17 protein-coding genes and 2 tRNA genes are annotated in these 18,129 nt (G+C 66.8%); 10 read left to right on the forward strand and 9 right to left on the reverse strand.

From position 1 onward, the window contains the following. Nucleotides 1-48: 48 nt before the first annotated feature. The 9 genes from H9622_RS05400 to rpmH all read right to left on the reverse strand — a co-directional run bounded on the left by H9622_RS05400 (nucleotide 49) and on the right by rpmH (nucleotide 6,461). The gene (locus H9622_RS05400) at nucleotides 49-1,035 is read right to left on the reverse strand and encodes a ParB/RepB/Spo0J family partition protein (RefSeq protein WP_191764950.1); all 987 of its coding nucleotides are present in this window, start codon (nucleotides 1,033-1,035) and stop codon (nucleotides 49-51) included. Beyond that, nucleotides 1,035-2,021 (reverse strand): ParA family protein, encoded by a 987-nt coding sequence (locus H9622_RS05405; protein ID WP_191764952.1) that lies wholly within the window; start codon nucleotides 2,019-2,021, stop codon nucleotides 1,035-1,037. Before H9622_RS05405 ends, H9622_RS05400 begins: the two co-directional genes overlap by 1 nt. Before the next feature lie 280 nt (nucleotides 2,022-2,301). After that, nucleotides 2,302-2,592: a GIY-YIG nuclease family protein gene (locus H9622_RS05410; RefSeq protein ID WP_191764954.1), complete on the reverse strand. Its 291-nt coding sequence runs from the start codon at nucleotides 2,590-2,592 to the stop codon at nucleotides 2,302-2,304. 673 nt (nucleotides 2,593-3,265) lie between these two features. After that, nucleotides 3,266-3,892 (reverse strand): 16S rRNA (guanine(527)-N(7))-methyltransferase RsmG, encoded by a 627-nt coding sequence (gene rsmG, locus H9622_RS05415; RefSeq protein WP_191764956.1) that lies wholly within the window; start codon nucleotides 3,890-3,892, stop codon nucleotides 3,266-3,268. A 50-nt stretch (nucleotides 3,893-3,942) separates the two neighbouring features. Beyond that, nucleotides 3,943-4,461, reverse strand: a complete 519-nt coding sequence (locus H9622_RS05420; RefSeq protein WP_191764958.1) for a Jag family protein — start codon at nucleotides 4,459-4,461, stop codon at nucleotides 3,943-3,945. A gap of 48 nt (nucleotides 4,462-4,509) precedes the next feature. Continuing rightward, nucleotides 4,510-5,616, reverse strand: coding sequence for a membrane protein insertase YidC (gene yidC, locus H9622_RS05425; protein ID WP_191764960.1), 1,107 nt, complete (start codon nucleotides 5,614-5,616; stop codon nucleotides 4,510-4,512). 8 nt (nucleotides 5,617-5,624) lie between these two features. Next, a complete protein-coding gene (yidD, locus tag H9622_RS05430; RefSeq protein ID WP_191764962.1) occupies nucleotides 5,625-5,981 on the reverse strand; it encodes a membrane protein insertion efficiency factor YidD in 357 nt (118 codons plus the stop codon). Further along, nucleotides 5,978-6,313 (reverse strand): ribonuclease P protein component, encoded by a 336-nt coding sequence (gene rnpA, locus H9622_RS05435; protein ID WP_191764964.1) that lies wholly within the window; start codon nucleotides 6,311-6,313, stop codon nucleotides 5,978-5,980. Before rnpA ends, yidD begins: the two co-directional genes overlap by 4 nt. Before the next feature lie 10 nt (nucleotides 6,314-6,323). Continuing rightward, on the reverse strand, nucleotides 6,324-6,461 hold the full coding sequence (rpmH, locus tag H9622_RS05440) for a 50S ribosomal protein L34 (protein ID WP_036304730.1): 138 nt from the start codon (nucleotides 6,459-6,461) through the stop codon (nucleotides 6,324-6,326). A gap of 309 nt (nucleotides 6,462-6,770) precedes the next feature. Between rpmH and dnaA the strand changes: the two genes are divergently transcribed. The 10 genes from dnaA (at nucleotide 6,771) to H9622_RS05490 (ending at nucleotide 18,109) form a co-directional block, all read left to right on the forward strand. Then, nucleotides 6,771-8,219, forward strand: a complete 1,449-nt coding sequence (gene dnaA / locus H9622_RS05445; RefSeq protein WP_191764966.1) for a chromosomal replication initiator protein DnaA — start codon at nucleotides 6,771-6,773, stop codon at nucleotides 8,217-8,219. A gap of 429 nt (nucleotides 8,220-8,648) precedes the next feature. Beyond that, on the forward strand, nucleotides 8,649-9,800 hold the full coding sequence (gene dnaN, locus H9622_RS05450; RefSeq protein WP_191764968.1) for a DNA polymerase III subunit beta: 1,152 nt from the start codon (nucleotides 8,649-8,651) through the stop codon (nucleotides 9,798-9,800). A gap of 118 nt (nucleotides 9,801-9,918) precedes the next feature. After that, nucleotides 9,919-11,076, forward strand: coding sequence for a DNA replication/repair protein RecF (gene recF / locus H9622_RS05455; protein WP_191764970.1), 1,158 nt, complete (start codon nucleotides 9,919-9,921; stop codon nucleotides 11,074-11,076). Then, nucleotides 11,069-11,596 (forward strand): DUF721 domain-containing protein, encoded by a 528-nt coding sequence (locus H9622_RS05460; protein WP_191764972.1) that lies wholly within the window; start codon nucleotides 11,069-11,071, stop codon nucleotides 11,594-11,596. Before recF ends, H9622_RS05460 begins: the two co-directional genes overlap by 8 nt. 122 nt (nucleotides 11,597-11,718) lie before the next feature. Beyond that, nucleotides 11,719-13,752: a DNA topoisomerase (ATP-hydrolyzing) subunit B gene (gene gyrB, locus H9622_RS05465; protein ID WP_191764974.1), complete on the forward strand. Its 2,034-nt coding sequence runs from the start codon at nucleotides 11,719-11,721 to the stop codon at nucleotides 13,750-13,752. A gap of 72 nt (nucleotides 13,753-13,824) precedes the next feature. Next, the gene (gyrA, locus tag H9622_RS05470) at nucleotides 13,825-16,434 is read left to right on the forward strand and encodes a DNA gyrase subunit A (protein ID WP_191764975.1); all 2,610 of its coding nucleotides are present in this window, start codon (nucleotides 13,825-13,827) and stop codon (nucleotides 16,432-16,434) included. Next, nucleotides 16,431-16,835, forward strand: coding sequence for a DUF3566 domain-containing protein (locus H9622_RS05475; protein ID WP_191764977.1), 405 nt, complete (start codon nucleotides 16,431-16,433; stop codon nucleotides 16,833-16,835). Before gyrA ends, H9622_RS05475 begins: the two co-directional genes overlap by 4 nt. Nucleotides 16,836-16,960: 125 nt before the next feature. Continuing rightward, nucleotides 16,961-17,037, forward strand: a tRNA-Ile gene (locus H9622_RS05480). A 13-nt stretch (nucleotides 17,038-17,050) separates the two neighbouring features. Then, nucleotides 17,051-17,123, forward strand: a tRNA-Ala gene (locus H9622_RS05485). Between the two features lie 260 nt (nucleotides 17,124-17,383). Next, entirely contained in the window at nucleotides 17,384-18,109 is a 726-nt protein-coding gene (locus H9622_RS05490) for a Pr6Pr family membrane protein (protein WP_191764979.1), read from the forward strand. Nucleotides 18,110-18,129: the final 20 nt, after the last annotated feature.

Here is an 18,129-nt window from a genome sequence, read left to right on the forward strand (position 1 = left end):
GGCCTGGGTCAGGCGGGTCTGGCTCAGACGTGACGGGGCCGGTCTGGGTCAGGCGGTGCCGAAGCCGGTCTCGCCAAGCTCCTCGAGGATGCGGTTCAGGTCCTGGATGCTCGCAAAATCAATGCTGATCTGGCCTTTTCGCGCGGTCAGTGAGATTCGGACTCGGGTGTTGAGGCGGTCGCCCAGGCGCTCGGCGACTTCGTCGAGGTGACCGCGGCGCGCGCCGGCGGTTGGCTTCGAGGGGCGGCGAGAGCCGGCATCCGTCATCTTCGCGGCAGCCTCAGCGGAGCGCACCGACAGATCCTCGTTGACGATCTTGTCGGAGAGCCGCTGCATCGCTTCGGGGGTATCGAGCGACAGGATGGCCCGGGCGTGGCCGGCGGTGAGCACACCCGCGGCGACGCGCTGCTGCACGGGCACCGGGAGCTTCAGCAGGCGGATGGTGTTGCTGATCTGCGGGCGCGAGCGGCCGATGCGGCTGGCGAGCTCTTCCTGGGTGATCCCGAAGTCCTCGAGGAGCTGCTGGTAAGCCGATGCCTCTTCGAGCGGGTTGAGCTCGGAGCGGTGGAGGTTCTCGAGCAGCGCATCGCGCAGCAGGTGCTCGTCGGCCGTCTCTCGGACGATCGCCGGGATGGACGTGAGGCCGGCCTCGCGTGCGGCACGGGTGCGACGCTCGCCCATGATGAGCTCGTAGTCGCCGTCTTCGTTCGCGCGGACGACGACCGGCTGCAGCACACCGAACTCGCGGACGCTGTGGACGAGCTCGGCGAGATCTTCGGGGTTGAAGTGCGTGCGCGGCTGGCGCGGATTCGGCACGATGGAGTGCGGGTCGATGTGAGTGAGGCGTGCGCCGGGAACCTGCACCAGGTCTTCGGAGGGCGCCGTGTCGGGCGTCGCGTCGCTTTCCGCCCCGGTAGGAGCGTCGTCGGTGGCGACGGCGCGGGGGAAGAAGACGTCCGAAGGGCGGTCCTCCGCTGGCTCCGTCGTCGGGATCAGCGCGCCGATCCCCCGTCCTAGGCCTGTGCGCTTGGCCATCAGGCTCCCCCTTCGATCTTCGATTCGACGTGCTGTTCCGGGGCGCTCTCGCCCGCGGCGTTCTTCACCGCGGCGGGCAGGCCGTCGCGGCGGATGATCTCGACGGCTGCTTCGCGATACGCGATCGCGCCGGCCGACTGCCCATCGTAGGCGATGACGGTCTGGCCGAAGCTCGGCGCCTCAGACACGCGCACCGAACGCGGGATGACGGTGTCGAGCACTTCCTTCGCGAAGTGCTCGCGCACCTCCTCGGCGACCTGCTGCGCGAGACGGGTGCGGCCGTCGTACATGGTGAGCACGATCGTGCTCAGCGTGAGGCCAGGATTGAGGTGCTTCTGGATCATGCGCACAGTCCCGAGCAGCTGGCTCAGGCCCTCGAGCGCGTAGTACTCGCACTGGATCGGGATGAGCAGCTCCCCCGCGGCCGTGAACGCGTTGATGGTCAGCAGGCCCAGCGACGGCGGGCAGTCGATGAGCACGAAGTCGATGTGTTCTTCGAGGCTTGCGAGGTACTCGTCGAGTGCCGTCTTGAGCCGGTGTTCGCGCGCCACCTGCGATACGAGCTCGATCTCGGCGCCGGCGAGGTGAATCGTGCTGGGGGCGCACAGCAGGTTCGGCGACTCCGGGCTGACCTGCACGATGTCAGCGAGCGGGAACTCGTCGATGAGCACGTCGTAGACGCTCGGGATGTCCGCAGTGTGGGGCACCCCCAGTGCCGTCGACGCGTTCCCCTGCGGATCGAGGTCGATCACGAGCACCTTTGCGCCCACGGAGGCCAGGGCTGCCGCGACATTGACGGCGGTCGTCGTCTTGCCGACGCCGCCCTTCTGGTTCGAGACCGTCAGCACCCGGGTGCGACCCGTGAGTCGAACGTCTGCGCTCTCGAGCGCACGGCGTCGTGCGGAGAGGTCGGCGATTTCACGTGCGAGAGGGGTGTCGTCGAACGAGAAGGATGCCGCGGCCACCGACTCGTCGGGCTGTTTCACGTGAAACACTCTCCCTTTCGCGAGCGATCAACAACGCTTTCCACTCTATCCCGCCCTCACCCCATTCCCGTCCTCACCTCGCTCCCCCGCCGTCCGAGTGGGCGCGCACCCCTCCGCCGGTCGAGTAAGCGCGCAGCACCGTATCGAAACCCCACCCGCCCCGCCTCTCCCGCCGGTCGAGTAGGCGCGCAGCGCCGTATCGAGACCCCGTTCAGCGGGAGACCGCGGTCCGACCGCGTGGGTACTCCGGCCCGTTTCACGTGAAACACCGGCTACTCCATTACTTGCTACCCGGGAAGTCCTTCTTGCTCAGACCCGGCAACTTCTCGAGCTGTTCGTTCACCAAAGCAAGTCGCTTGGCCCGACTCCAACCCTGCACCTGCTTCTCACGCAGGTACGCATCACTTACGCGTTCGAACTGCTCGAAGTAGAGGAGCTTCACCGGTAGGCGCGTCCGCGTGTAGAAGGATCCTTCTCCCTCGCCGTGCTGAGCGAGCCGATGCTCGAGGTCGCGCGTGCTCCCGACGTAGAGGGTTCGGTCCGAGCACTCGAGGATGTACATATACGCCATCGGTCAAGGCTCGCCGGCCAGCGGCCCATCCCGAGTGGTTGCAGCGCCATCGGTGAGATCTGCGCGGAGTGGGCACGCGGTGGAGGAGCCGTTGAAGTCCTCGCCTTCAATGTTTCACGTGAAACGGCGACAGTCAGCGCGCGAGCATCTACCTAATCGGCCGGCCCCGGTCCGCCGATCGAGTGCGCGCGTAGCGCGTGTATCGAGATCAAGATCCTGAGGACGGGTCTCGATACGGCGCTTCGCGCCTACTCGACCGGCGGGGTCAGTTCCGCTGATGGAGTGCGCGCGCAGCGCGTGTATCGAGATCACGGGTGCGAGGCGAAGTCTCGATACGGCGCTTCGCGCCTACTCGACCTGCGGGGGTCCAGCTCCGCGATGTTTCACGTGAAACGTCGGGGACCGCTGATGGAGTGCGCGCGCAGCGCGCGTATCGAGATCACGGGTGTGAGGGAAGTCTCGATACGGCGCTTCGCGCCTACTCGACCGGCGGGGGTACACCTTCGCGATGTTTCACGTGAAACGTCGAGACGAAGCCACTCGGCGGGCCGCGGGTCGCCGATCGAGCGCGCACGCAGCGCTTGTATCTAGATCACGGGCGTGAGGGGGTCTCGACACGGCGCTTCGCGCCTACTCGACCGGCGGGGGCTCGTGCACCCTGATTCGACCGGCGTCAGCGAACGGTGGCGCGAACGACGCGCGAAGGCTCCACGAGAAGACCCTCGCCGACCATCTCAACCCGTGCGTTGGTCACGCGGAACTTGCGCAACTGCTTCTCGGCGGCCTCGATCTCGTTCGCGGCGCTCGCGCCCTTCAGCAGGATCAACTCACCGCCATCCCGCACCAACGGCGCCGTGATCGGCACCAAGGTGCGAAGAGCCGAGACTGCGCGAGCCGTCACGGCATCCAGCACCGGACCGGAGCGCCAGTCCTCGGCGCGTGCGCGAACGACCTCGACGTTCTCGAGCCCGAGCTCGCCCACTTGCTCGGTCAACCATGCGACCCGGCGCTCCATGGGCTCGATGAGCACCCACTCGACGTCGGGGCGCGCGATGGCCAGCACCAGGCCGGGCAGACCTGCGCCCGAACCGACATCACCGACGCGACCGGGGGAGAACAGCGGCGCGATCACGGCGCTGTTGAGAATGTGACGGCTCCACAGGCGGGGGAGCTCCAGGGGACCGATCAGCCCGCGCTCTTCGCCGTGCTCGGCCAATGCCGTGGTGAACTGGCGCGCCAGATCAACGCGGTCGCCGAAGATCTGGGTCGCCGCAGCCGGCTCCTGCTCGAGCTCCGTCATCGATGCCTCATCCACCGCAGTCCCGATGTTTCACGTGAAACGCTGCGGGCTCAGCCGCGGCGGATCACCGTGTGACGGTCTGCGCCTTCGCCGTACGACTCCGACACGAACCCGCGCTCCGCGACGATGTCGTGGATCAGCTTGCGCTCGTAGCTCGACATGGCCGGCAGTGAGGCCTGCGAGGCACCTTCCTCGAGGCGTTCGATCGCGCGGTCGACGAGCGTGGCGAGCTGCGCCTGACGCGTGTTGCGCGAGCCACCCACGTCGAGGATCAGCCGCGAGAAGCGGCCGGTGCGGTTCTGCACCGCGATACGCGTGATCTCCTGCAGCGCCTGCACCGTGTCGGGGTCGGCGATCAGCGACACCGAACCGCCCTCCGGCGCCTCGACCGAAACGTACGCGCGGCCGGCACGCACGTCGAGGTCGAGATCTCCGTCGATATCGGCGATGTCGAGCAGGCCCTCGAGGAAATCGGCGGCGATGTCGCCTTCCTGCTCGAGCTGCTCCACCGTCGCGGGCTCGCGCTCGGGTGCCGCCTCGGTCGGTGCGAAGTCGGGCGTGCTGGTCATGGTGTCCTCAGATACGTCGATCGGCGTTGGTCAAGAGAGGGGCAGGCCTCAGGAGCCCGCGGCATTCCCGGGGCTGTCGCTGTCCGAGGGCTTCTGCTGCTTCTGCGCCTGCTTCTTGGCGCGCTGCTTGCTCACCGGCTGCTGGCGCTTCGGGGTTGCGGCGCGCGCACGCTCGGCCTCTTCGTACAGACGCTTCTGCTCGGCGAGGTACTTCTCCATCGGCACGACCTTGCCGGACGAGTCGATCGCCTTGCCCTTGCGAGCCAGTCGCTCCTCGCGCTCCTTGGCGGCCTCGGAGCCGGGGGTCGGCATCTCGCGGATGACGAGGAACTGCTGGCCCATCGTCCACAGGTTCGACACGAACCAGTAGATGACGACACCGAGCGGGAAGAAGACGCCCGAAAAGACGAAGGCGAAGGGCAGGACCCAGAGCATGATCTTCTGCATCTGGTAGGCCTGGCCGGTCTTGGCCTCGGGGGAGAGGTTCTTCGAGATGATCTGCAGCTGCGTGAAGAACTGCGACGCGATCATGAGCACCACGAGCGTCGCGAGGATGGCGATCGCGGCGGTGTTGCCGGTGTTGACGGCATCGATCAGGGTCTCGTGCAGCGACGCGACGCCGAAGAGCTTCGCGTTGTAGAACTCCTGCGTGAGCTCGGCACTCAGCAGTCCGACACCGCCGATGCCCGCGTTCGCGTGCTTCGTGACGTCGTTCAGCACGCTGAACAGCGCGAAGAAGATCGGCATCTGGACGAGCAGCGGAAGGCAACTCGAGACGGGCGTGGTGCCGTGCTTCTTGTACAGCGCCATGGTCTCGCGGCTCATCGCCTCGCGGGAGAGCTGGTCGCGCTTCCCCTTGTACTTCTCCTGAACTTTTCGCAGTTCAGGGGCGATTTCCATCATCTTGCGCTGGCTCTTGATCTGCTTCACGAACAGCGGAATCAGCGCCGAGCGCACCACGATCACCAGGCCGACGATCGACAGCACCCAGGTGATGCCGTCTGCCGGCGGAAGGCCGATCGCGGTGAAGAGCCAGTGCCAGGCGACGAGCACGGCCTCGACCGCCCACTTGAGGGGCCACAGGATGGTGCCGATCAGGTCGAAGCCACCGTCTGTGGGTGCAGGTGTCGGGGTGGAGGCCAGCAAGAGATCCATGCGGAGGATCAGTCCTTTCCAGAGGGGACTGGCACGACGAACCCGCGAGGGGTCAGCGCGTGCCGGAAGTTCGCGTGCGGCGGGACGTCATCGACGCCGCCCACCGCCCAGGGGTGACAGCGGGCGAGCCGGGCGGCGGTGAGCGCCGCTCCCTTCATCGCGCCATGCTGCTGAACGGCGCCGACCGCATAGGCAGAGCACGACGGGAAGTACTTGCAGACGTCGCCGTACGTGTGCGAGATCGTGGCGCGGTAGCCATGCAGCAGCGCGAGAACGGCGTTGCGGGGGAGCAGGGGCACAGCGCGAAGCGAGCCGGAGGCCTCGAAGTGCGCGTCGCCGAGGGCGTACGCCGGCAGAACGCTCATGCCGCCCTCCGGGCCAGGCATCGGGCGACCTCGTCGCGGAGTTCACTGAACGGAGCAGTCGCCGCACTGGGCAGCGCGCGGATCACGATGTCGTTGCCGTCACGCACGGCGGGCAGCGCCTCCGCGCACAGAGCCTTGAGGCGCCGACGGACGGTGTTGCGCACGACGGCGCCGCCCACCTGCTTGCTGACGATGAAACCGAACCGCGCCGGGCCATCGGCCACGGCGCTGTTCACGTAGGTCACGGTGTGCGCTCCGGCACACCGACGGCCCCGACGGACGACGGCCTTGTACTCCGCTCCGCGGGTGAGTCGGTTCGGCCTCGCCAGCACCGCTCGGGGGTCAGGCCGAGAGCTCGGTGCGGCCCTTGCCGCGACGAGCCGAGAGGATGGCGCGACCGGCGCGGGTGCGCATGCGGGCACGGAAGCCGTGCTTCTTGGCGCGGCGGCGGTTGTTGGGCTGGAAGGTGCGCTTGCTCATGGGATCACTTCCGGATCAGGTGTCACCGGGAGTCTGAGACCGGGGACGCTATGTACAAAGGGACTGCCGCGAGGGCATAAGTCAACCGATTTAGGGTACGCCGAGCCGCCTGAGAACTCAAACCGAGGCCGCGGGCCGGCCATTATCCACGGACCGGCACATCGACCCTGGCAACGACACACCCACCCGATCTACAGTGGAGTTTGCTCCGGGGACGCCCGCGAACTAGCGTTGCTCCGGCAGTTATCCACAGGCCCGATGCACTCGTTCCGCGGCCTCCGGTGGACTCATCAACAACCCGGGGGGGCCATGACACCGCACGAAATTCCAGATGTTCCCGTCTGGACGACCGTGCTCGATGAGCTCACCCGCGACGAGCGGATCACCCCGCAGCTCCACGGCTTCCTGAGCCTCGCAGTGCCGCAGGGGGTCATGGGCGGAACGCTCTACCTCGACGTCCCCAACGACCTCACCGCCGCGCAGTTCACCAAGCGCATGCGCACGCCGATCATGGAGGCGCTCGCCAACGTCGAGCAGGACGACGCTCAGCGCGCCAGCACGTTCCGCGTGGTGGTCAACCCCGAACTCGTCGACGCGCACGTCACCGCCCCCATCCCGGTGCAGTCCACCGCGCAGTCGATCTCGCAGCCGACCGCCGCACCGGCGGCCGTCCTGCACCCGCAGCGCGAAGAGGCTCCGGATGCCGCATCCGCCGGCTCCCGCAGCGATACGCGCCTCAACCCGAAGTACACCTTCGACAACTTCGTCATCGGTCAGTCCAACCGCTTCGCGCATGCCGCCGCGGTCGCGGTGGCCGAAGCGCCGGCCAAGGCGTACAACCCGCTGTTCATCTACGGGGACTCCGGCCTCGGCAAGACGCACCTCCTGCACGCCATCGGCGAGTACGCGATGAGCCTCTACAGCGGCATCCGCGTCCGCTATGTCTCGAGCGAGGAGTTCACGAACGACTTCATCAACTCGATCGCCAACAACCGCGGATCCGCATTCCAGGCGCGGTACCGCGACGTCGACGTCCTGCTGATCGATGACATCCAGTTCCTCCAGGGCCGCGCCGAGACCCAGGAAGCGTTCTTCCACACGTTCAACACGCTGCACGACCACGACAAACAGGTCGTGATCACGAGCGATGTGCCGCCGAAGCATCTGACCGGCTTCGAGGACCGCATGCGCAGCCGGTTCGAGTGGGGCCTCATCACCGATGTGCAGGCGCCCGACCTCGAAACGCGCATCGCCATCCTCCGCAAGAAGGCGCAGTCCGAGCGCCTCCACATTCCGGACGAGGTGCTCGAGTACATCGCAACGGTGGTCTCGTCGAACATCCGCGAGCTCGAGGGCGCCCTCATCCGCGTCTCCGCGTTCGCCAGCCTCAACCGGTCGACCCTCGACATGTCGCTCGCCCAGACCGTGCTGCGCGACATCGTCGACCAGGACGACGCGAACGTCATCTCGCCGACTGACATCATCACGGCGACCGCACAGTACTTCAAGCTCACCGTCGACGACCTCTACGGCTCCAGCCGTTCGCAGTCGGTCGCGACCGCTCGGCAGATCGCCATGTACCTGTGCCGTGAGCGCACCAGCCTCTCACTGCCGAAGATCGGCCAGCTGTTCGGAAACCGCGATCACACGACCGTGATGTACGCGTACAAGAAGATCAGCGACCTCATGAAAGAGCGCCGCTCGATCTACAACCAGGTGTCCGAGATCACCGCCCAGCTGGGCCGCAACGGCCGCTGATCCGTGGTGCGGTCATATGCCGCAAGAGGTGCTTGACAGCCGGGCTCGGACAGGGCCATTATTCGCGTTCTTCACAGTGTGGAAAACCTGTGGATAACTCCACAAGCCTGCGGAAACGCTGTGGGCGACGAGTGCAAGCCTGTGGATGAATGTCGGAACGCATCGCGTCGCGCTCGAGCTCTCCCGGACGCCCTCCGCAGCCCCTCCACATCTCACAGAGATGTGATTCCCAACTCTCGTCTGGGATCGGCTGAGTTGTCCACAGTTTCCACAGCCGTTAACACCATGACAAGAAGTATTTGAAGAATCCCGGTCCGATCACCTTGACGGTGGAAAGACCGGTGGAGGGATGCCGCGTCCCATTCGGGACTGGCATCGTCACGGCCTACCACTAGCATTGGAGGCCCAACCGCAGTCGAGGGAGCATCCGTGAAGTTCCACGTCAATCGCGATGTGTTCAGCGAAGCCGTGTCATTCGTCGTCAAGCTCCTCCCGCAGCGGAATCCGCAGCCGATCCTCGCCGGCGTGCTGATCGAGGCATCCGATGAAGGGCTCTCGCTCGCCGCCTTCGACTACGAGGCATCCGCTCGCACGACCATCGAAGCCACAGTCGACGACCCGGGCACCATCCTCGTCCACGGCCGGCTGCTCTCCGAGATCGCGAGCCGGCTCCCCAACGCTCCGATCCAAGTCGAGGTCGATGACGACGGCGGCATCCTGCTGACCTGCGGTTCGGCGCGCTTCACGCTCGCATCCATGCCGGTGCAGGAGTACCCCGCGATCCCCGAGGTCACCGGCGACTCCGGTCTCGTCCCGTCCGAGGACTTCGCGACCGCGATCGCACAGGTCGCCTTCGCGGCGTCGCGCGACGACGTGACCCCGGTCCTCACCGGCGTGCAGCTCGAGGTCTCGGGCACGGGGCTCAGCCTCGTCGCGACCGACCGTTACCGCGTCGCGCTCCGTGAGATCCCCTGGGACGGCGGCGGAACAGCGTCCGACGAGTCGACCACCGCGCTGGTGCCGGCGCGCACCCTGACCGAGGTCGGCAAGACCTTCGCGCACGGCGGCGACATCTCGATCGCGTTCTCGGGTTCCGGCGACCGCGAGATCATCGCGTTCACCGCAGGCAACAAGACCGTCACTTCGCTGCTGATCAAGGGCAACTTCCCGCCCGTGCGCCGGCTCTTCCCCGAGGCGACCGAGCACCACGCGGTCGTGAACACCGCCGAGCTCGCCGAAGCCGTGCGCCGTGTGTCGCTCGTGCTCGATCGGTCCGCACCGCTGCGTTTCACGTTCACGACCGACAGCGTGTCGATGGATGCCTCGGGCACCGAGCAGGCGCGGGCGACCGAGTCCGTCGACGCGAACCTGGTCGGCGAGGACGTCACGCTCGGACTGAACCCGCAGTACCTGCTCGAGTCGCTGAGCGCCGTGAAGAGCGAATTCGTGCGCATCACGTTCACCTCGAGCGACAACGCCAACAAGCTGAGTCCCGTGCTGATCACGCCGCAGACGTCCGTCGACAAGGCCGGCGCGGACTCGTTCCGCTACCTGCTGCAGCCGAACCTCCTCCTGCGCTGATCCACCACCCTTCCTCGCCACGCCTCGACGCGTCGCCACCCGCGCAGCGGACCTACACCGCGCAGCGGTGCCGACCCGAACCGACCAGGACGTCGCCGCCGCTCATTAGGCTTGACCGGTGATCGTGGAGCAGCTGAGTCTCGTCGACTTCCGCAACTACGCGGTCGCCGACGTCACGCTCGCACCCGGCCCCAACGTCTTCGTGGGCCGCAACGGTCAGGGCAAGACCAATCTCGCCGAGGCGATCGGCTTCTTCGCGACGCTCGGCTCGCACCGTGTGTCGAACGACGCACCGATGGTGCGTGATGGCGCGGATGCCGCGATCATCCGCGCCCGCCTCGCCCACGGCGACCGCCGGGTGCTCCTCGAGGCGCAGCTGAACCGGCAGGGTTCCAACAAGGCCCGGGTCAACGGGGCGCCCGTCAAACCAACCGAACTCCCGCGCTACGCGCAGGTCGTGCTGTTCGCCCCCGAAGACCTGCAGATCGTCCGAGGTGATCCGTCGGCTCGGCGCCGTTTCGCCGACCAGCTCCTGGTGCAGCGGGCACCGCGCATGGCCGGTGTGCTCGCGGACTACGAGCGCGTCCTCAAACAGCGCACCGCCCTGCTCAAGTCCGCGAAGGCGCGCGGCATCCGCGGTGACGCACTCACCACCCTCGACGTGTGGGACGACAAGCTCGTCGCACTCGGGACCGAGCTCATCGAAGCGCGCCTCGGTCTCGCCGCCGATCTCGCCGAACCGCTCGCTGCCGCGTACGCCGCGATCGCCGGAGCGGATCACCGTCCCGAGGCTGTCTGGGCACTGTCGGTCGCCGGCGGGGACCCGGAAGAGGGCGCGGCCGTGCCTGCCGCCGAGGCATCCGGTTCTCGTATCGCGGATCTCTTCCGCCAGGCGCTGGCTGCTCGTCGCACCGCCGAGCTCGAGCGCGGCCTGACGCTGGTCGGTCCGCATCGTGACGACCTCGTGCTCCGGGTGCGCGGCCTGCCGGTCAAGGGCTACGCATCGCACGGCGAATCGTGGTCGGTCGCGCTCGCGCTGCGGCTCGCGTCGGCCGAGCTGCTGCGCGCCGAATCACGCCTCGGCGATCCGGTGCTCATCCTCGACGACGTGTTCGCCGAGCTCGACGCCGACCGCCGCGCGCGTCTTGCGCTGCTTGCCGGCGGGTATGAGCAGGTCGTCGTGACCGCGGCCGTGGAAGAAGACGTCCCGTCGGCGCTGCGCGCGCGGATCGTCCGTGTCGAGGCGGGCACGATTCTGGAGGCGGCGGATGCCTGATCCCGACGCCCGCGCCGAGGGCGAAGCATCCGCTCCTTCCTCCGCCTCCGTCCCGGAGACGGTCGCGACCTACCTTCGCCTGCGCGGACTCGAGCCGTCGGCGCGATCCTTCCGCAAGCGCCGGCGACGGGTGGTCGACGACGAGAACGCTCCCTTCACCCCGGGGCGAGACCCGCGCGGCGTCGGCGACGTCCTGGCCGCGCTCACCCGCGAGGCCGGCTGGGACAAGGAGCTGGCGCGCGAAGACGTGGTGCGGGCGTGGTCGGACGTCGCCGGCGAAGACACTGCGCGGCATACCCGTCCGGTCGCGTTCTCGGAGGGCACGCTCACCGTCCAGGCGGACTCGACGGCGTGGGCGAAGCAGCTTCAGCTGATGCGCGCGCACATCCTCTCGGAGATCGTCCGGCGTTTCCCCGAGGCGGGGGTCGACGCGATCCGTTTCATCGGGCCGGACGTCCCCTCCTGGAAATGGGGTCCCAGAACGATTCCAGGGCGTGGCCCACGCGATACCTACGGATAAGTGACGGTCGGAGGCGTTTGAGGTGCTTTCAGAGCCTCACAGAGGCGTGTAACGCTCGTGCCGCCCCCGTGAACCGATAGACTGTCCGGGTCCCTATCGAAGGATCCGGAGACCCCGCGAAGATGACGTCCGACACCCCCGACAACGTTCCTGAGGAACCTGAAACGCCCAACCGGGCTCCCAGCGAATACGGGGCAGACGCCATTCAGGTGCTCGAGGGCCTCGAAGCCGTCCGCAAGCGCCCCGGCATGTACATCGGGTCGACCGGTGAACGCGGTCTCCACCACCTGGTGTACGAGATCGTCGACAACTCGGTCGACGAGGCGCTGGCCGGCTACTGCGACACCATCGAGGTGACGATCCTGCCCGACGGCGGCGTCCGTGTCGTCGACAACGGGCGCGGTATCCCGGTCGACATGCACCGCAGCGAGGGCAAGTCGACCGTCGAGGTCGTCCTCACCGTGCTGCATGCCGGTGGCAAGTTCGGCGGTGGCGGCTATGCCGTCTCGGGCGGTCTGCACGGTGTCGGCTCGTCGGTGGTGAACGCGCTCTCGTCGCGCCTCGAGGTCGAGGTCAAGCGTCAGGGTTCGGCATGGCGTCAGTCCTACCGCGATGGCGGCCAGCCCCAGGCGCCGCTCGCGAAGGGCGAAGAGACCGATGAGACCGGCACGACCATCGAGTTCTGGCCCGACGAAACGATCTTCGAGTCCGTCCACTTCGACTACGACACGCTGCGCACCCGCTTCCAGCAGACCGCATTCCTCAACAAGGGACTGCGCATCATCTTCAGTGACCAGCGTCCCGGATCGGCCTACGTCGCCGACGCGAAGGACGGCGGATCCGAGGAGCGGCAGCCGCACGACGACTTCCTGTACGAGCGCGGTCTCGTCGACTACGTCGAATACCTCAACAAGGTCCGCCACGCCGACGTCGTCAACGACGAGATCATCGAGATCGAGTCGGAGGACACCGTCCGCCACATCTCGCTCGAACTCGCGATGCAGTGGACCACCAGCTACACGGAGAACGTGTTCACCTTCGCGAACACGATCAACACCCACGAGGGCGGCACGCACGAAGAGGGCTTCCGCGCAGCGCTCACGACGCGCATGAACGCGTACGCGCGCGAGAAGAACCTCCTCAAGGAGAAGGACGACAACCTCACCGGCGACGACATCCGCGAGGGTCTCACCGCCGTCATCTCGGTGAAGCTCTCCGAGCCGCAGTTCGAGGGTCAGACCAAGACCAAGCTCGGCAACACCGAGGCCAAGGCGTTCGTGCAGAAGATCGTCGGCGACCAGCTCGCGGACTGGCTCGACCGCAACCCGGTGCAGGCCAAGCGCGTCATCACGAAGGCGATCGACGCGGCCACGGCCCGCATGGCCGCACGGAAGGCCCGCGAGACGGCGCGCCGCAAGAGCGTGTTCGAGTCGGCGGCAATGCCCGACAAGCTCAAGGACTGCACGAGCAAAGACCCGTCGATCAGCGAGATCTTCCTCGTCGAGGGTGACTCGGCCGGCGGTTCGGCGGTCTCCGGCCGCGACCCGCACACGCAGGCGATCCTGGCCCTGCGCGGCAAGATCCTCAACGTCGAGCGCGCGCGCCTCGACAAGGCTCTGTCGAACAAGGAAGTCCAGGCCATGATCCAGGCCTTCGGCACGGGAATCGGCGAGGACTTCGATATCGCCAAGGCGCGCTATCACAAGATCGTGCTGATGGCGGATGCCGACGTCGACGGCCAGCACATCACCACGCTGCTGCTCACCATGCTGTTCCGCTACATGCGCGGACTGATCGAGGCCGGCTTCGTCTACCTCGCGATGCCTCCGCTGTTCCGGCTCAAGTGGACCAATGCGCCGCACGAGTACGTCTACTCCGACAAGGAGCGCGACGCGCTCCTGGCCGACGGCCTCGCCAACGGCAAGCGGATCCCGAAGGACTCCGGCATCCAGCGCTACAAGGGCCTCGGCGAGATGAACGCCAAGGAACTGTGGGAGACCACGATGGACCACACGACCCGCACGCTGCGGCAGGTGACAATCGACGACGCCGCAGCGGCCGACGAGGTCTTCTCCGTGCTGATGGGCGAGGACGTGGAATCCCGCCGCACGTTCATCCAGCGCAACGCCAAAGACGTCCGCTTCCTCGACATCTAGCGCCTCGCGCGGCGGAAGCGTCCGTCGCGCGCACGCGGAGCGACACGAAACGCATAGAACGAAAGACGAGAGATGGCAGAAGACGAGCGTCCGGACATGAACGCGGACCACGAGCACGGCCGCATCGATCAGGTCGATCTGCAGCTCGAGATGCAGCGCAGCTACCTCGACTACGCGATGGCGGTCATCATCGGCCGCGCGCTGCCGGATGTCCGTGACGGACTCAAGCCGGTCCACCGCCGCGTGATCTACGGCATGTACGACGGCGGGTTCCGTCCCGACAAGTCGTTCTCCAAGTGCGCCCGTGTGGTCGGCGAGGTGATGGGGCAGTACCACCCGCACGGTGACAGCGCCATCTACGACGCGCTCGTCCGCCTCGTGCAGCCGTGGTCGCTGCGGTACCCGCTCGCTCAGGGCCAGGGCAACTTCGGCTCCCCGGGGAACATGGGCGCTGCCGCTCCTCGGTACACCGAGACCAAGATGGCTCAGCTCGCGCTCGAGATGGTGCGCGACATCGAAGAGGAGACCGTCGACTTCCACGACAACTACGACGGTCAGACGCAGGAGCCGTCCGTTCTGCCGTCGCGGTTCCCCAACCTCCTCGTCAACGGTTCGGTCGGCATCGCGGTCGGCATGGCCACGAACATCCCGCCGCACAACCTGCGCGAGGTGTCGGCCGGTGCCCTGTGGGCGCTGGAGCACCCGGATGCCTCGCGCGAGGAGCTCCTCGACGCGCTCATGGAGCGCATCCCCGGCCCCGATTTCCCGACGGGAGCGCAGATCCTCGGGACCAAGGGCATCCGCGAGGCGTACCGCACCGGTCGCGGCTCGATCACCATGCGCGCGGTCGTCGCGATCGAAGAGATCCAGGGCCGGACGTGCCTGGTGATCACCGAACTGCCGTACCAGGTCAACCCCGACAACCTGGCGGTGAAGATCGGCGACCTCGCCCGCGACGGCAAGATCACGGGAATCGCCGACATCCGTGACGAGACGTCGGACCGCACCGGTCAGCGCCTGGTGGTCGTGCTCAAGCGCGACGCCGTCGCGAAGGTCGTGCTGAACAACCTCTACAAGCACACCCAGCTGCAGGACAACTTCGGCGCCAACATGCTGGCGATCGTCGACAACGTGCCGCGCACTCTGCCGCTCGACAGCTTCATCACGCTGTGGCTCGAGCACCAGATCGAAGTGATCGTGCGACGCACGACGTTCCGTCTGCGCGAGGCCGAGAAGCGCATGCACATCCTGCGCGGCTACCTCAAGGCTCTCGACGCCCTCGACGAGGTCATCGCGCTCATCCGGCGATCGCCGACGGTCGATGACGCGCGCGACGGACTGAAGAAGCTCCTCGAGATCGACGACGACCAGGCCGACGCGATCCTGCAGATGCAGCTGCGTCGCCTTGCCGCGCTCGAACGTCAGAAGATCATCGACCAGGCCGCAGAGCTCGAGACGCTCATCGCGGACTACAAGGAGATCCTGGCGAAGCCCGAGCGCCAGCGCGCCATCGTCCGCGAAGAGCTGACCGCGATCGTCGACCGCTTCGGCGACGACCGCCGCACGCAGATCATGCCCGGCTACGACGGCGACATGTCGATCGAGGACCTCATCCCCGAAGAGGAGATGGTGATCTCGGTCACCCGCGCGGGCTACATCAAGCGCACGCGCAGCGACAACTACCGCTCGCAGCACCGCGGCGGCAAGGGCGTCAAGGGGGCGCAGCTGCGCGCCGATGACGTCGTCGAGCACTTCTTCGTCACCACGACGCATCACTGGCTGCTGTTCTTCACGAACAAGGGTCGCGTCTACCGGGCGAAGGCCTACGAAGTGCCGGAGGCAGGCCGCGACGCGAAGGGTCAGCACGTCGCCAACCTGCTCGCGCTGCAGCCGGACGAAGAGATCGCGCAGATCCTCGACATCCGCGACTACTCGGTGGCGACCTACCTCGTGCTCGCCACGCGGAACGGCCTGGTGAAGAAGACCCGCCTCACCGACTACGACACCAACCGCCAGGGTGGCATCATCGCGATCAAGCTGCGCGGAAACGGCGGCGACGAGGACGAGGTGACCGACGAGCCGAACGGTGCGGAGGACGAGGTCGTCAGTGCCCTGCTCGTCGACGAGGGCGACGACATCCTGCTCATCAGCCGCCACGGCATGTCGCTGCGGTTCTCGGCGACCGACGGGGCTCTCCGCCCGATGGGTCGCTCCACCTCCGGAGTGAAGGGCATGGACTTCCGCGCCGGCGACACGCTGCTCTCGGCGTCGGTCGCGCGCGACGACCAGTTCGTGTTCGTCGTGACCGAGGGCGGCTATGCGAAGCGCACCGAAGTCGCCCAGTACCGCCTGCAGAACCGCGGCGGACTCGGCATCAAGGTGGCCCGTCTCAGTGAGGATCGCGGCGATCTCGCCGGCGGTCTGATGGTGTCCGAAGACGACGAGGTCCTTGTGGTTCTTGCCAGCGGCAAGGTGGTACGCTCTGCCGTGGCCGAGGTCCCAGCCAAGGGCCGCGACACCATGGGTGTCGTGTTCGCCCGTGCCGCAGACGAGGATCGCATCATCGCGATCGCACGAAACGGTGAGCGGGGCTTGGCCGACAACGCAGAGGCCGCCGACCAGGAGTCCGGCACACCCCCCGAGGCCTCTCCCGAGACCCCCGAAGAGAGTACTGACGCATGAGCACGGTAGCCGACAAGCTCGCCAAGAAGTCCACCCACCGCACGTCCGCCAAGCAGGTCCGTCTGCGCCTGGTGTACATCGACTTCTGGTCGGCAGTGAAGCTGTCGTTCCTCGCCGCGATCGCGATCGCGGTGGTGACGGTGGTCTCGTTCGTCCTCGTCTTCTTCGTGCTCCAGGCGACCAACGTCATCACGCGTGCCGACGAGTTCTTCGGCAACTTCACCGACGGCACCATCCTGCTCTCGAACTTCGTGAGCCTGCCGCAGGTGCTGGCGTTCTCGGCGATCGTCGCGATCCTCAACCTCATCGTGGTCACCGTGCTGGGCGCTGTGCTCGCCGGAATCTACAACCTGGCGGTCAAGGTCACGGGCGGTCTGCTCGTCGGCTTCACCTCGAACTGACACCGCTTCGCCGAACGGGTCCGATCGACGATCGGACCCGTTCGCGCGTCCGCCGCCGATTCGTGAAAACGGCGCGGGTCGGGTAAAGTCTCTGAGGTTGATGACGCGAAAGCGTCGCAGCAGACGGGGCTATAGCTCAGGCGGTTAGAGCGCTTCACTGATAATGAAGAGGTCCCAGGTTCAAGTCCTGGTAGCCCCACCAAATCCACAGCCCCGGGGCCTTAGCTCAGTTGGTAGAGCGCCTGCTTTGCAAGCAGGATGTCAGGAGTTCGAATCTCCTAGGCTCCACAACGCGAGAAGGACCGGCCCGAAGGGTCGGTCCTTTCTTCTTTCTCAGAGACCCCGCGGAAAGCGTTTGTCGGAAACGTCCCCCAATCGGTGGACATTATGTATGTCCCACACAACGGATGCCGTCCGCCGGGCTTTCGTCGTCGGATTCCGACGACAGCGTCTCAGCGCAGGATGTACGACCAGCGATAGACCTTCCTCACGAACTTGGGGCACAGATAGTTCGACTGGGAAGGGGCAGGCAGATGTACTGGTCATGGATGAGGCTCGCAGCCGCGGCTGCCGGGCTGTCAGGTGTAGCCGCCGGCTATATCGTCAACGTCGACCGCGCGACCCGGCAGGGACAGGACCTCGCGGTCGTCCTCGCCAACTACTTCAGCATGTTCACGATCGTGTCCACGCTGATGAGCGTCGCTGCTCTCACAGCAGCAGCGGTGTGGGCGCGGATGCACCCGCACGCGGCGCGCGAGCCACTGGCGATCGCATTGGCGATGGGCGTCGTCACCGCACCGATGCTGCTGCTCGGGGTGGTGTACAACGTCCTGCTGCGAGGCGGACCGAGCGGTGCCGCACTGAGCGACTCGGCGGGGATCGCGATGCTCGACACGTACGCGATCGAGATGCTGCACGTGGTGCTGCCGCTGTACTTCCTGGCAGACCTGCTGTTCGCGACCAAGCGCCACAGCATCCCGTGGTGGGGGCTGGCCGCGTTCGCCGCCTACCCGCTGACCTGGCTGGCGTACACGATGGTCCGCGGAGAGCTGGTCGCCGACCCGTCCGGTGCTTCCCCGTTCTGGTACCCGTACCCGTTCCTCGACCCGCACGGTCCCGGAGGGTGGGGTTCGGCGATCGTCTACATCGTCGGGATCTTCGTGGCCTTCGTGGCGATCGGCGCCGGCATCATCGCGATCGACCGGTACCGCGAGCGTCGCAGCTCGCACCACACCACGTCGACGACTCCGACCATCGGCGCTGTCGCAGCGTGAGTCGCGCACCGGTGAACCCC

The sequence above is a fragment of the Microbacterium gallinarum genome (assembly GCF_014837165.1).
In the GTDB taxonomy this organism is placed as follows: domain Bacteria; phylum Actinomycetota; class Actinomycetes; order Actinomycetales; family Microbacteriaceae; genus Microbacterium; species Microbacterium gallinarum.